The following is a 13111-nucleotide window of genomic DNA, read 5'->3' on the forward strand; positions in this document are numbered from 1 at the left end:
GGGGGTTGGGGAGTGGGGGTTCATCCACATTCCGGAAATCTCCCGCCCGACAACGCAGAGAACATGCTGAGACCGCAGAAAACGCAGAAAACGCAGCAAACGGCAGAGAACAGCAGAGAGAACGCGGAGAAAGCTCGCTCATGGGTCTGACCAGCAACGTAGTCCTGGCGGTCGTGGCCGCCCTGGCCGTGGTGTTGTTCGCCGCCACGGTCTGGTTCTGGCCACGCCTGGCCCGGCGGAGCGCCCGGGCCGTGGCCGGGCGCGTCGGGCTGCTGCTGGCGACCCAGCTGACGCTGTTCGCCTCGGTCGGCCTCGCGGCCAACAACGCGTTCCTCTTCTACGGTTCCTGGGCCGACCTCTTCGGCCAGAAGCAGGACCTGGGCGTGGTCACCGACCACGCGGAGGGGGAGCTCGCCTCGCGGCACATGACGCGGATCGACACCCAGCACCCGGACGTGCCGGGCGGCAAGGTGCCGGAGGCGGGCGGGCGCATCGACAAGGTGGTGATCGCCGGGCGGGTCTCGGGCATCGAGTCGGCGGCGTACGTCTATCTGCCGCCGGAGTACTTCCAGAGCGCCCACGCCCGGCGGACGTTCCCGGCGGTCGTGGTGCTGACCGGCTACCCGGGGACGGCGGAGAACCTGCTCAAGGGCCTGCGCTACCCGCAGACGGCGCACGAGCGGGTCAAGGCGGGCAAGGCGCAGCCGATGATCCTGGTGATGCTGCGGCCCACGGTCGCCCCGCCCCGGGACACCGAGTGCGTGGACATCCCGAAGGGGCCGCAGACGGAGACGTTCTTCGCGAAGGACCTCCCGGAGGCGATCACGCAGTCGTACCGGGTCGGGAAGCAGGCCCGTAACTGGGGCATCATCGGCAACTCGACCGGCGGCTACTGCGCGCTGAAGATCGGGCTGCACCACCCGGACCGTTACGCGGCGAGCGCCGGGCTGTCCGCGTACTACCGGGCCGCCGAGGACCCGACGACCGGCGACCTGTTCCACGGGGACCAGGCGCTGCGCGACCGGGCCGACCTGCTGTGGACCCTGGACAACCGGCCGCCGTCCGGCGGGTCCTTCCTGGTGACGACGTCGCGGGAGGGGGAGGGGAACCTGAAGGGCACGATGAAGTTCATCGGGAAGGTGAAGAAGCCCGCCCAGGTGTCGTCGATCGTGCTGGACAGCGGCGGGCACAACTTCACGACCTGGCGGCGGGAGATCCCGCCGGCGCTGGAGTGGCTGAGCGGGCGGCTCAGCGCGCGGTGAGACCCCCGGCTACGCGGTGGCGACCGTCTCCACGGCGACCTCCGCGCGCGGCAGCGCCTGGGCGTCCGCGTCGATCGAGCGGCGCAGGGCCTCGTGCAGCCGGGCGGGGGTCAGGACGCCGAGGAAGCGGCCCTCGCTCTCCTTGTCGATGACCGCGATCCAGCCCGCGTCGTGCTGGAGCATGGTGGCGAACGCCTGCTTGAGCGGTGCGCCGAGCGGAAGCCAGGCTTCCATCCGGCGGGCGTGCTCGCGGACGGTGCCCTGGGCGGGCTTCCTGGTGCCGGTGGTCGCGGTGGCGTCCGAGGTCGCGGTGGCGTCCGAGGTTGCGGCGGTGCCCGGGGTCGCGGCGGTGCCTGAGGTCGCGGTGGCACCGGTGATCGCGGTCGCGTCGGCCGGGATCCAGCCGTGCAGGTTGTCCCGGCCGTCCAGGACGACGGCCCAGCGCGCGCCCTCGGTCCTCAGCCGCGCGGTGGCCTCGGCCAGGGAGTCGTCGAGGTGGACGACCGGAGGCTGGTCGAGGTCGCTCTCCTCGATCGGGGTCACCGAGAGCCGCTTGAGTCCCCGGTCCGCGCCGACGAAGTCGGCCACATACGGGGTCGCGGGCGCGCCGAGGACGGTGGCGGGGGAGTCGAACTGCTCGATGCGGCCGTTCCCGTACACGGCGATCCGGTCGCCGAGGCGGACGGCTTCCTCGATGTCGTGGGTGACGAAGAGCACGGTCTTACGGACCTGTGCCTGGAGTTTCAGGAATTCGTTCTGGAGCCGTTCGCGGACGACCGGGTCGACCGCCCCGAAAGGCTCGTCCATCAGCAGGACGGGCGGATCGGCGGCCAGGGCCCGGGCGACGCCCACGCGTTGGCGCTGACCGCCGGAGAGCTGTTCCGGATAGCGGTCGCCATAAACGGAAGGGTCGAGTCCGACGAGGTCGAGCAGTTCGGCGGCGCGCTCGCGTCCCTTTCCGCGCTTCCAGCCGAGGAGATGGGGGACGGTCGCGGTGTTCTCCAGCACCGTCTTGTGCGGGAAGAGGCCCACCTGCTGGATCACATAGCCGATGCGGCGGCGGAGTTCGACGGGGTCGATGGCGGATATGTCGTCCCCGTCGAGGAATATCGTCCCCTCGGTCGGTTCGATCAGCCGGTTCACCATCTTCATGGTGGTCGTCTTGCCGCAGCCGGAAGGTCCGACGAGCGTGACCAGTTCACCCTCGGCGACCTCGAAGGACAGGTCGTCGACGGCGGTGGTGCCGTCCGCGTACCGCTTGGTGACGTGCTCGAAACGGATCATGATTCCCCATTGTGGAGGGCGTTCTGTGAAGGACATGTTGCTGGAATGCGACAGCCTCCGCGATTGTCAGTGGTCGAGGATAGGCTCGCCAGACATCAGTTCGAGACGGGCGCGACGGGGAGAACGGGAGGTGGGGGCCGGATGGCCAAGGGGAACTGCATGGCGACGAACGACTGGATCTGCGGCGAGTATCTGCGCTCCCGCAGCCAGGAGTTGACGGACGCCACCGTGCAGCACATCGGGATCACGGTGGTCTCGGTGATCATCGGGCTCGCGGTCGCCTTTCCGCTGGCGCTGCTCGCGCGGCGGGGCCGAGGCTTCGCCGGACCGGTGCTCGGGCTGACGACGATCCTCTACACCGTGCCCTCGCTGGCGATGTTCTCGCTGCTGCTGCCCCTGTTCGGGCTGTCCGCCGCGCTGGTCGTCACGGGCCTGGTGCTCTATTCGCTGACCATCCTGGTGCGGAACATCCTGGCCGGCCTCGAAGCGGTCCCGCAGGAGGCCAAGGAGGCCGCCCGGGGCATGGGATACGGGCCCTGGCGGCTGCTGTGGGAGGTGGAGCTCCCGCTCGCGCTGCCCGCGCTGATGGCGGGACTGCGCATAGCCACCGTGTCGACGGTCGCGCTGACCACGGTCGGCTCGCTCGTCGGCAAGGGGGGCCTCGGCAATCTCATCGAGGACGCGCTCCCGAGCTTCTTCAAGGCCCAGGTGCTCGCCGCCTCGGTCCTGTGCGTGCTGCTCGCGATCACCGCCGACCTGCTGCTCCTGGGCCTCCAGCGGCTGCTGACGCCGTGGACGCGTATATCGGCGTCGACGGGGGACACGCGTACGGGTGCGGGCGGCGGCAAGGGCGCCCGCAGGGGCCCGGGCGGGCAGGCGGGAACGGACGGTCCGGGTGGCCTGGGTGGCGCGGACGGTCCGGGTGGTCCTGGCGGTCCGGGTGGCCCGGACGGTCCTGGCGGTCCGGTCGGTTCGGGCGGTCCGGCGGGGATACCCGCTCCGGCGAAGGTGGAGGCGGGCTGACCCGTGGGAGTCATCGGCGAAGCCTGGACCTGGCTGACCACCGGGGCCAACTGGTCGGGCGACGGCGGGGCCGCGCACCGGCTCGGCGAGCATCTGTACGTGAGCGGGGTCGCCCTCGCGGTGGCCTGCGCCATCGCCCTGCCGCTGGCCCTGTATCTGGGCCACATCGGCAAGGGGGGCGCGCTCGCGATCAACGTCTCCAATGTGGGACGGGCCATTCCGGTCTTCGCGGTGCTGGCCCTGTTCATGCTCACGCCCCTGCGCAACTCCGGCTACTGGCCCACGATCATCGCGCTGGTGCTGTTCGCCGTGCCGCCGCTGCTGACCAACGCCTATGTGGGGATGCGGGAGGTGGACCGGTCCGTGGTGGAGGCCGCCCGGGGCATGGGCATGTCCGGCGGGCAGCTCTTCGTCCGGGTCGAGCTGCCGCTCGCCTACCCGATGATCATGACCGGGCTGCGCTCCGCCGCCGTCCAGGTCGTGGCCACCGCCTCGATCGCCGCCATGGTCGGTCTCGGCGGGCTCGGCCGGATCATCACCGCCGGGTTCAACACCTACGACACCGCGCAGGTCTTCGCGGGCGCGGTGCTGGTCGCCGCGCTGGCCCTGCTGGTGGAGGGGGTGCTGGTGGCGCTGGACCGGCTGCTGTCACCGCTGCGCCACCGCCGGGCCGCATGACGGGCCCGCCCTCTTCCTTCTTCTGGTCACCTTTCTTTACTTCAGTTCGGACGGAGAACAACATGAGCAGGACCTCGCGGATAGCCGGAGCGGTCATCGGCATGGTGGCGCTGGCCGGGTCGCTGGCGGCCTGCGGCGGCGACAGCCTGGAGAAGGAGAAGGGCTCCGGCTCCTCGGGCGGCGACGGCAAGAAGGGCTCCCTGGTCGTCGGTTCGGCCGCGTTCACCGAGTCCAAGGTGCTCGCCGAGCTGTACGCGCAGATCCTGGGCGACGCCGGGTACAGCACCTCGGTCACCACGGTGAAGAACCGTGAGCTGTACGAGCCCTCGCTGGAGAAGGGCGAGATCGACGTCGTACCGGAATACGCGGCGACGATCACCGAATTCCTCAACGCCAAGGTGAACGGGGCCAAGAAGGCCCAGGACAACCCGCTGGCCTCCGGGGACGCCGACGCCACGGTCGCCGCCCTGGAGAAGCTCGCCACTCCGCTGGGCCTCAAGGTGCTCCCGGCCGGGAAGGCCGTCGACCAGAACGCCTTCGCGGTCTCCAAGGAATTCGCCGACAAGAACAAGCTCACGACCCTTTCCGACCTCGGAAAGTCGAAGCTCAAGGTCAAGATCGCGGCGGGCGACGAGTGCGAGGTGCGGCCCTTCTGCGCACCCGGCCTGAAGAAGACGTACGGCATCGACGTCACCGGTATCGACCCCAAGGGCGTCGGCAGCCCGGCGTCCAAGCAGGCCGTCCGCGACGGCAAGGTCCAGCTGGTCCTGACGACCACCACGGACGCGGTGCTGGACGGGCTGGTGTTCCTGGAGGACGACAAGAAGCTCCAGAACGCCGACAACGTGCTGCCGGTCCTCAATGCCAAGGACGCGGGCGCGCCGGAGATCGCCGAAGCGCTCGGAAAGCTCACCGACACCCTCACCACGGAAGACCTCGCGGAGCTGAACCGCAAGGTCGACGCCGAGCGCGCGAAGCCCGCCGACGTGGCCAAGGAGTATCTGGAGTCGAAGAGCCTGATCAAGAAGTAAGGCCCCGCCGCGAAGCCGATCGTGATCCGGAACCGGAACCGGATCCGGAACCGTAACCGGAATCGTGAAACAAGGGGCGGGTGGCGGGCTTTTGGGGGGCCGCGAGGTAACCGGCGGAGAACAGATTGCCGGGCGGCCCCCCAAGTGACCCGTACGCACGGTAAATTTCAGGCCATGCCACGTGGACGCCACCGCCATTCGCCACCCCTTCACAGAATCCTGCCGCCCTCCGTGGTGGCGGGAGTGTCGGTCGTCGGTGCCGCCGGCGCCTGGCTCCTGGCCGAACCCCTGCTCCTGCGCGGCCTGGTGGCCGTCGTGGCCGCCGCGGCGCTGACCGGTGCGTATCTGATGCGCAGCTGGGACCGGGCCGCCGGGCTGAGGGTCGCCGAGCTGACGCGGGCCCGCACCCGTGACGAGTGGCGGGCCGAGGAGCGGATAGCCGAGCTGGAGCAGGATCTGGAGGAGTCGCGCGAGCTGCGCACCCGTCTGGAGACCAAGCTCCGCCGCAAGCGCGTGGAGCTCGCCGGGCTGCGCGGGGAGCACGCGGGCCTGCTCCGCCGGTACGCCAACGCCGAGACCGAGCGGGCCAGTGCGCTGGAGGGCCGCAGGCAGCTCGCCATCGAGGCCGCCGCCCCGGCCCCGGAGCTGCCTGCCGGACGCTCCACGCCGACCCCGGCCGCGTACCGCCGCGCGGACGAGGCCCTGATGAACCTCACCCGTAACGCGGCCCTCCAGAAGGCCCGCCGCACCGCCGGGGCCACCGGTCAGCGGGACGCGGAGGGCAAGGCGGAGGGGGAGGGCCCGCAGGGGAAGGACGCGGCGGCCGCCGGGGCGGGCGGGCACCACACGCACCGCCGCCCGACGACCGCCCTGCCCGCCCCGGCCCCGACAGCCCTTCCCGCGAACGCCCCGGCCCCGGGCACCCCGGCCCCGGGCACCCAGGCCCAGAGCACCCCGGTCCCGAACGCCCCGGTCCCGAACGCCCCGGCTCAGAGCGCTCTCCCGGCGAGCACCCCGGCTCACGGCACGTCGGCCGCGAGCGCCCCGGCCCCGATCACGTCCGCCTCCCCGCTCCTGGCCCCGACCCCGGCCCCCGGCAGTCGGTTTCCGGTCTCCGCCGCGCCCGTGCACGTGCCGCGAGGAGCCCCCACGGCCTCGGCCGTCGTCCCGTACGCCGCCCGCCGCCACCTGGCCCCCCAGGGCAGCTTCGACTTCTTCGGCGCCCAGAAGGCGAACGCCGCGATCGAGGCCGTCCAGAACGAGGACCTCGCGGACGTCGTCGGCGAGGAGGCGCTCGCCGCCCACCGCACGGGAGCGGCGCAGAACCGGGCGGTCGGCAAGGTCATCGACCTCACCGCGCACGACGAGACCGAGCAGATCGACGTGGGCCGGCTGCGCGGCGCGGTCTCCTGAGGGAAGACGGTCTCCTTAAGGATGACGGTCTCCTGAGGGGAGGCGGTCTCCTCAGAGACGAGGGCCTCTTGAGGGAGGCGGTCTCCTGAGAGGGGAGGGTCCCTTGAGGGGAGGGTCCCTTGAGGGGAGGCGGTCTCCTGAGAGAAGCCGGGCCCGCTACTTGTCGATGTCGCCGACGACGAAGAAGAGCGAGCCCAGGATCGCCACCATGTCGGCGACCAGCGTCCCCGGCAGCAGTTCGGTGAGCGCCTGGATGTTGTTGAAGGAGGCCGAGCGCAGCTTCAGCCGGTACGGGGTCTTCTCCCCCTTGGAGACCAGGTAGTAGCCGTTGACGCCGAGCGGGTTCTCCGTCCAGGCGTACGTGTGGCCCTCGGGGGCCTTCAGCACCTTGGGCAGCCGCTGGTTGACCGGCCCCGGCTCCAGACCGGCGATCCGGTCCAGGCAGGCGTCCGCCAGGTCCAGGGCGTTGAGGGTCTGCTCCAGCAGGCACTCGAAGCGGGCCAGGCAGTCGCCCTCGGTCCGGGTGACGACCTTCAGGGTGTCCTGGAGCTCCCCGTACGCGAGGTACGGCTCGTCGCGCCGCAGGTCGAAGTCGACGCCCGAGGCGCGGGCGATCGGCCCCGACACCCCGTACGCGTGCACGGCTTCGGCCGAGAGCACGCCGACGTCGCGCGTACGGCCCCGGAAGATCTCGTTGCCGAGGACGAGGTTCTCGTACACGTCCATCCGGGAGCGGACCGAGGCGACGGCGTCGCGGACCCGCCCCGACCAGCCCGCCGGGACGTCCTCCTTGAGCCCGCCGACCCGGTTGAACATGTAGTGCATCCGGCCGCCGGAGACCTCCTCCATCACCGCCTGGAGCTCCTCGCGCTCCCGGAAGGCGTGGAAGACCGGGGTGATGCCGCCGAGTTCGAGGGGGTAGGAGCCGAGGAACATCAGGTGGTTGAGGACCCGGTTCAGCTCGGCGAGCAGCGTCCGCGTCCACACCGCGCGCTCGGGGACCTCCATGCCGAGCATCCGCTCGACGGCCATCACGACGCCCAGCTCGTTCGAGAAGGCCGAGAGCCAGTCGTGCCGGTTGGCCAGCATGATGATCTGCCGGTAGTCCCGCGCCTCGAACAGCTTCTCCGCGCCCCGGTGCATATAGCCGATGACCGGCTCGGCGTGCTGGACGCGTTCGCCGTCCAGGACGACCCGCAGCCGGAGCACGCCGTGGGTCGAGGGATGCTGCGGTCCGATGTTCAGCACCATGTCGGTGCTCTCCGCCGCGCCGCCGATGCCGATCGTCGTCTCCGTCATGGGGGCCAGTATTCCCTGCCGCTGTACGGGATTCCCTGCCGCCGTACGGGGCGGAGCCCGTCACCGGCCCCACCGCAACCCCTGCGGTCACCCGCCCCCACCACGGTCACCCGTGCACCATCGGCCCCACCCGGTGCAGCAGCCACCCGAAGTCGCCGAGCCCGCCGCGCGCGGTCAGCTCCGCCGCCTCGCCGGCCGCCGCCAGCCCCCGTACGTACGCCGCCGGATCCGAGGCGGCCAGACTCAGCGGCGGCCGCTCCCCGGACACGCCCAGCCGCCCGAGCACGGTCCGCTGGTCCGTGAGCTCGACCGCCACCGCCCCCCTCCGCTCCGTGGGCTCCACGCCCCCCGGGACCGCCCCCAGGGCTCCCCCCGCGCACGCGTCCAGCGCCACGTGCGCGGTCAGGTCGCAGGAGCCGTCCGGCACCGGGTGCACCTCGCGCCCGCCCCGGAACCCGGTCAGCGTTCCGAAGGGCGGCCGCCCGCCCCGTACGTGCGCGTAGTCCACCGCCACCGCGAGCCCGGCGTCCAGCGAACCCACCGCCCGCGCCCAGGCGAGGTCCCGGGGCAGCCCGATCTCCGCCCGCTCGCCCGGCGCGGACAGCGGCCACCAGCGCTCCAGCCACGCCGCGTCCGCCCCGGTCACCGGCGGCCCGAGGCGCTCCGCACCGTCCGAGGCCCGCACCTGTACGTACCGGGCGACGCCGTCCCCGTCCACCTCGGCGACCTCCACCGGGACGTTGTCCAGCCACTCGTTGGCGAACAGCAGCCCGGTGACGCCCCGGGGCGGTTCGGAGCACCAGACGATCCGGGGGTCCAGGCCCGGCGGGCGGGCGGCGACCTCCACCCCGTACGGGATCACCTCCAGCCCCTGCGGGGCGGCGGCGAGCACCCCCGTCAGCAGCTCGCCGCGCCCGGCCCCCACATCGACCAGCGCGACCGTGCCGGCGCCCAGCTCGCCCGCGGTCCGGGCCAGCAGCCGGGCCACCGCCCGCGCGAACAGGGGGGAGGCGTGCACCGACGTACGGAAGTGGCCCGCCGGTCCTTCCGGGCTGCGGACCGGGCTGCGGTAGAAGCCCTCGTCCCCGTACAGAGCGGTCTGCGCCGCCTCCCGCCACCCGCGCCAGTCCTCCGTCATGCGGTCAAGTCTCCACCTTGGGGAGTACGGTCCCGGGATCTGGATCGACCCTCCGGTTGACCCGGGCACCTATCCGCTGTCCTTACGCTGGGCTACGTGCAGCGCCTTTACGATTTTCTCCGCAGACACCCGTTGGGCGTCGACGTCTTCTGGGCGGTCGTCCTCCTCGGGCTCTCCGGCATGTCGATGGCGTCGGGCATGTACGACGCCGGGCGGGAGATGTTCCTCGCCGTCCCGGTCGCGCTCGGCCTCGCCACCGTGGTGGCGCTGCGCCGACGAGCTCCGGAGAAGATGCTGCTGCTCGCCATCGCGGTGGGCGTCGGCCAGCTGGTCTTCGGCATCCGGCCGGGGATCGGCGACTTCGCGCTGCTGGTGATCACCTTCACGGTGGCCACGATCGGGGAGCGCTGGGCCTCCCGGCTCGCGCTGGTCTGCAGCCTGAGCGCGGCCAGCCTGTCGCAGGTGCGCTGGGCGGCCGAGCCGGGCGGCTCCTGGCCCCAGCAGATCTTCGTGACGGTCATCATGACGGTGCCGTTCGTGCTGGCCTGGGTGATGGGCGACTCGCTGCGGACCCGGCGGGCCTACTTCAGCCAGCTGGAGGAGCGCGCCGCCCGGCTGGAGCGGGAGCGCGAGGCCCAGTCCAAGGTGGCCGTGGCCGCCGAACGGGCCCGGATCGCCCGGGAACTGCACGATGTCGTCGCGCACAACGTGTCCGTGATGGTGGTTCAGGCCGATGGCGCCGCATACGTCATGGACGCCGCGCCCGACCAGGCCCGGCAGGCGCTGGAGACCATCTCCTCCACCGGCCGCCAGGCGCTGGCGGAGATGCGGCGGCTGCTGGGGGTGCTGAGGACCGGCGACGCGCGGGAGAGCGGGGAGTACGTTCCGCAGCCCGACGTGGAGCAGATCGAGGACCTGATCGAGCAGGTCAGGCAGACCGGCCTGGCCGTCGACTTCAAGGTCGAGGGCACCGCCCGCCCGCTGCCGAGCGGCGTCGAGCTCACCGCGTACCGCATCGTGCAGGAAGCCCTCACCAACACCCGCAAGCACGGCGGCCCCGACGCCGGGGCCAGCGTCCGGCTGGTCTACTTCGACGACGGCCTCGGCCTGCTGGTCGAGGACGACGGCCGGGGCGCGGCGCACGAGCTGTACGAGGACGGCGGCGCGGACGGGGCCGGGCACGGGATGATCGGGATGCGGGAGCGGGTCGGCATGGTCGGCGGCACCCTGGACGCGGGGCCGCGGCCCGGCGGCGGATTCCGGATCAGCGCGCTGCTGCCGCTGAAGCCGGCGGACTGACCGAGACTTCCTTCCACCCCTTCCTTTTCCTTCCACCCCTTCTTCCCACCGCTTCCTCCCACCGCTGCCTTCCGCGCGGGAGAACATCCCCGACCGTCGACCGTGGCTAGCCGAGGTAGGGCGTCGGCCGGTCCTCCAGGAAGTGCTGGATGCGCAGCCGCTGGGTGGGGTGCATGGGCAGTTCACTCACCTCGTCCGGGTCCACGAATCGGAGTTCGGTGCTCTCGTCCGAGATCGTCAGCGTTCCGCCGATGACGCGTCCGCGAAAGCACACGTTGAACTGCCTTCGCACCTCTCCGTCCGTGTACGCGATGATGTGGCGCGGGTCCGTGTAGGTGCCGACAAGTCCCGTGATCTCCACGTCGAGCCCCGTCTCCTCCTTGACCTCGCGGACGGCCGTACCGGGCAGGGAGTCGTCCATGTCCATGCCGCCGCCCGGCAACGCCCACAGATCGTTGTCCCGGCGTCGTTGAAGCAGGATGCGGCCCCGCTCGTCGGTGACGACTGCGGAGGCCGCTACGACCAGGCTGTTGGGCCGGGGGGCGTTCGGATCGTCGTAGTACTCGGTGCGTGCCATCGGCTCACCCTTCCACGGTCCGAGCTGTCTCCCACACGGCGTTGAAGCTGTTCGCGTAGGCGGCGTACACACCCCCGTCGCCACTGCGCCGAAGGTGCCAGACGGGCGCCCCGTACGCGTTCACGCCCCACACGTGGGCATTGACCAACACCTGATCGTCCGCGCGGTACAGGCTGTTGTAGAGCGTCGTTCCATGCGTCCGCAGTTCAATGCCCGGTACCCCGATGAGCGGCCGGTAGTGCATCAGCGCCAGACGGCAGCGGCTCTCGATCCCGTGACCGAACTTCTCTTGCTGGCCCCTCTGTTGCACGTTCTCCGCGTCCGCGTCCCCCAGAGCGATCCGGATCACGCATCCCCCGGCGGCCCGCTCTCGGAGAAGGTCGTTCAGGCGCGGGTACGCCTCATGCAGGAACACCCCCGCGTAGACCAGTACGTCAATGTGCTCCCGCGCTTGGGCGAACAGCTCCACGTACGTGGAAACGGGCACGTCCGCCCGCTGGTCGTACAACGCCACCAGTTCCGGGCTGACCGCCCGCGCGGCGCGAGCCTGCCTGAGCGCCGGCCAGAGCGCGTGCACGTCTTCCCCCAGCGTCTCGGCAGCTTGCAGGGCTGTCGCGCGCCGTGGTGTGCGGCCCAGGTTGACCCACCGCTCCACGGATTTCGGGTCTACTCCCACCGACTCGGCCAGGCTCCCGTGCGTCCATCCTCCGGACGCCATGACGGCCCGCAAACGCTCGTTCGGCATCGCTGCTCTCCCCTCTGCTGCGCGGACGCTCCTGGGGACGTTCTACTCGCTGTAGGACGTCCCGAAGTGGGACATGGGCGAGGTTCCCCCGTCCTGGCGACGGCTGGAAGATCGTCTTATGAGCGAGCCCAGGACGTATCCCAGTGCACCGGTAGAACTACCGCTACAGCAAACGGCCTTGGAACCGACACCCGTGGACGGATGCGCCGGTTGCGCGGAGTTGGCCAACGTGCGCGACCGTGCGCGTGCCGGAGGCGACATGACCACGGTGTCCGACTGCAACGTCTACATGCGACGCCACCCGGAGGGACACCAGTGAGTACGCGGACGGTGTACCGGTTCGTATCCCACACGATCCGGCATGCCCCGGAAGGCGGGGTCACCTACGAAGCGTTCTGTGCGGCTGCCGACTGCGGTGCCGACTCCGGCCCCCGGGACGACCAGGAAGCCGCACAGGACTGGGCTCTCCGGCACGCGGGGCGGACCGGTCACGATCTCTTCCGGCGCGTCGTGACCGACCACGCGAAGGTGACCCGCTCCGAGTAGAGCCCCGGCCCGCTGAGCGACGGTGAGCAGGGCGGGGCAGGGCGTCGGACCCGGCCCCGTTCATGGGCTCCGTGGGCGGGGCTCCGCGCTGCGTACCCTGGCTGCATGACTGCCTCAGAGACCTCAGCACCCGCAGGATGCGTAAGAGTCATGCTCGTCGACGACCAGGTGCTGCTGCGCACGGGCTTCCGGATGGTCCTGGCCGCCCAGCCCGACATGGAGGTCGTGGCGGAGGCCGGGGACGGGGCGGAGGCGATCGACATCCTGCGCTCCACGGCGGTCGACGTGGTCCTGATGGACGTCCGGATGCCCCGGCTGGACGGCGTGGAGGCGACCCGTCGCATCTGCGCCCAGCCGGATCCGCCCAAGGTGCTGATCCTGACGACGTTCGACCTGGACGAGTACGCGTTCTCCGGGCTGAAGGCGGGGGCCAGCGGCTTCATGCTCAAGGACGTGCCGCCCGCCGAACTGCTCTCCGCGATCCGCTCGGTGCACAGCGGCGACGCCGTCGTCGCCCCGTCCACCACCCGCCGCCTGCTCGACCGCTTCTCGCCGATGCTGCCCAGCAGCGAGAAGGAGCCGAAGAACAAGCACATCGAGAAGCTCACCGAACGCGAGCGCGAAGTGATGCTCCTGGTCGCGCAGGGCCTGTCGAACGGTGAGATCGCGGCCCTGCTCGTCCTCTCCGAGGCGACGGTCAAGACGCACGTCGGCCGCATCCTCACCAAGCTGAACCTGCGCGACCGGGTCCAGGTGGTCGTCCTCGCCTATGAGACCGGGCTGGTCCGCGCGGGCGGGGGAGCGGGCTGAGGGCGG

At 71.2% G+C, this 13111-nt stretch carries 13 protein-coding genes; 8 read left to right on the plus strand and 5 right to left on the minus strand.

What is annotated here, in order from left to right:
- Positions 1–140: 140 nt before the first annotated feature.
- A complete protein-coding gene (locus tag ACLJPL_RS29085; protein ID WP_411083916.1) occupies positions 141–1262 on the plus strand; it encodes an alpha/beta hydrolase in 1122 nt (373 codons plus the stop codon).
- Positions 1263–1271: 9 nt separating this feature from the next.
- Here the strand turns inward: ACLJPL_RS29085 and ACLJPL_RS29090 are convergent, their stop codons facing one another.
- Positions 1272–2546, minus strand: coding sequence for an ABC transporter ATP-binding protein (locus tag ACLJPL_RS29090; protein WP_411083917.1), 1275 nt, complete (start codon positions 2544–2546; stop codon positions 1272–1274).
- Between the two features lie 141 nt (positions 2547–2687).
- Between ACLJPL_RS29090 and ACLJPL_RS29095 the strand changes: the two genes are divergently transcribed.
- The 4 genes from ACLJPL_RS29095 to ACLJPL_RS29110 all read left to right on the plus strand — a co-directional run bounded on the left by ACLJPL_RS29095 (position 2688) and on the right by ACLJPL_RS29110 (position 6691).
- Positions 2688–3569, plus strand: a complete 882-nt coding sequence (locus ACLJPL_RS29095; protein ID WP_411083918.1) for an ABC transporter permease — start codon at positions 2688–2690, stop codon at positions 3567–3569.
- A 3-nt stretch (positions 3570–3572) separates the two neighbouring features.
- On the plus strand, positions 3573–4247 hold the full coding sequence (locus tag ACLJPL_RS29100; protein ID WP_411083919.1) for an ABC transporter permease: 675 nt from the start codon (positions 3573–3575) through the stop codon (positions 4245–4247).
- A gap of 62 nt (positions 4248–4309) precedes the next feature.
- Entirely contained in the window at positions 4310–5278 is a 969-nt protein-coding gene (locus tag ACLJPL_RS29105; protein WP_411083920.1) for an ABC transporter substrate-binding protein, read from the plus strand.
- Positions 5279–5521: 243 nt separating this feature from the next.
- Positions 5522–6691 (plus strand): hypothetical protein, encoded by a 1170-nt coding sequence (locus ACLJPL_RS29110; RefSeq protein WP_411083921.1) that lies wholly within the window; start codon positions 5522–5524, stop codon positions 6689–6691.
- Positions 6692–6847: 156 nt separating this feature from the next.
- Here ACLJPL_RS29110 and ACLJPL_RS29115 read toward each other — a convergent pair whose 3' ends face one another.
- Together ACLJPL_RS29115 and ACLJPL_RS29120 are read right to left on the minus strand one after the other, a co-directional pair.
- The gene (locus ACLJPL_RS29115) at positions 6848–7990 is read right to left on the minus strand and encodes an NADH-quinone oxidoreductase subunit D (RefSeq protein WP_411083922.1); all 1143 of its coding nucleotides are present in this window, start codon (positions 7988–7990) and stop codon (positions 6848–6850) included.
- A gap of 106 nt (positions 7991–8096) precedes the next feature.
- Complete coding sequence (locus ACLJPL_RS29120) at positions 8097–9128, minus strand: SAM-dependent methyltransferase (protein ID WP_411083923.1); 1032 nt, start codon at positions 9126–9128, stop codon at positions 8097–8099.
- Between the two features lie 96 nt (positions 9129–9224).
- On the opposite strand from ACLJPL_RS29120, the gene ACLJPL_RS29125 reads away from it, so the two are divergent.
- Positions 9225–10427, plus strand: a complete 1203-nt coding sequence (locus ACLJPL_RS29125) for a sensor histidine kinase (protein ID WP_411083924.1) — start codon at positions 9225–9227, stop codon at positions 10425–10427.
- 106 nt (positions 10428–10533) lie between these two features.
- Here the strand turns inward: ACLJPL_RS29125 and ACLJPL_RS29130 are convergent, their stop codons facing one another.
- Positions 10534–11004: an NUDIX hydrolase gene (locus tag ACLJPL_RS29130; RefSeq protein ID WP_411083925.1), complete on the minus strand. Its 471-nt coding sequence runs from the start codon at positions 11002–11004 to the stop codon at positions 10534–10536.
- 4 nt (positions 11005–11008) lie between these two features.
- Complete coding sequence (locus ACLJPL_RS29135; protein WP_411083926.1) at positions 11009–11749, minus strand: helix-turn-helix domain-containing protein; 741 nt, start codon at positions 11747–11749, stop codon at positions 11009–11011.
- Between the two features lie 118 nt (positions 11750–11867).
- On the opposite strand from ACLJPL_RS29135, the gene ACLJPL_RS29140 reads away from it, so the two are divergent.
- Both ACLJPL_RS29140 and ACLJPL_RS29145 read left to right on the plus strand, forming a co-directional pair.
- Positions 11868–12068, plus strand: a complete 201-nt coding sequence (locus ACLJPL_RS29140; protein WP_411083927.1) for a hypothetical protein — start codon at positions 11868–11870, stop codon at positions 12066–12068.
- 377 nt (positions 12069–12445) lie between these two features.
- Positions 12446–13105: a response regulator gene (locus tag ACLJPL_RS29145; protein ID WP_411083928.1), complete on the plus strand. Its 660-nt coding sequence runs from the start codon at positions 12446–12448 to the stop codon at positions 13103–13105.
- Positions 13106–13111: the final 6 nt, after the last annotated feature.

Origin of the sequence: Streptomyces sp. cmx-18-6 (genome assembly GCF_046548915.1) — a bacterium.
GTDB lineage: Bacteria > Actinomycetota > Actinomycetes > Streptomycetales > Streptomycetaceae > Streptomyces.

Coding starts and splice junctions, on each gene's coding strand:
- ACLJPL_RS29130 (WP_411083925.1), bottom strand. CDS start 11,004: ATGGCACGCACCGAGTACTACGACGATCCGAACGCCCCCCGGCCCAAC.
- ACLJPL_RS29105 (WP_411083920.1), top strand. CDS start 4,310: ATGAGCAGGACCTCGCGGATAGCCGGAGCGGTCATCGGCATGGTGGCG.
- ACLJPL_RS29085 (WP_411083916.1), top strand. CDS start 141: ATGGGTCTGACCAGCAACGTAGTCCTGGCGGTCGTGGCCGCCCTGGCC.
- ACLJPL_RS29135 (WP_411083926.1), bottom strand. CDS start 11,749: ATGCCGAACGAGCGTTTGCGGGCCGTCATGGCGTCCGGAGGATGGACG.
- ACLJPL_RS29120 (WP_411083923.1), bottom strand. CDS start 9,128: ATGACGGAGGACTGGCGCGGGTGGCGGGAGGCGGCGCAGACCGCTCTG.
- ACLJPL_RS29145 (WP_411083928.1), top strand. CDS start 12,446: ATGCTCGTCGACGACCAGGTGCTGCTGCGCACGGGCTTCCGGATGGTC.
- ACLJPL_RS29140 (WP_411083927.1), top strand. CDS start 11,868: ATGAGCGAGCCCAGGACGTATCCCAGTGCACCGGTAGAACTACCGCTA.
- ACLJPL_RS29095 (WP_411083918.1), top strand. CDS start 2,688: ATGGCCAAGGGGAACTGCATGGCGACGAACGACTGGATCTGCGGCGAG.
- ACLJPL_RS29115 (WP_411083922.1), bottom strand. CDS start 7,990: ATGACGGAGACGACGATCGGCATCGGCGGCGCGGCGGAGAGCACCGAC.
- ACLJPL_RS29090 (WP_411083917.1), bottom strand. CDS start 2,546: ATGATCCGTTTCGAGCACGTCACCAAGCGGTACGCGGACGGCACCACC.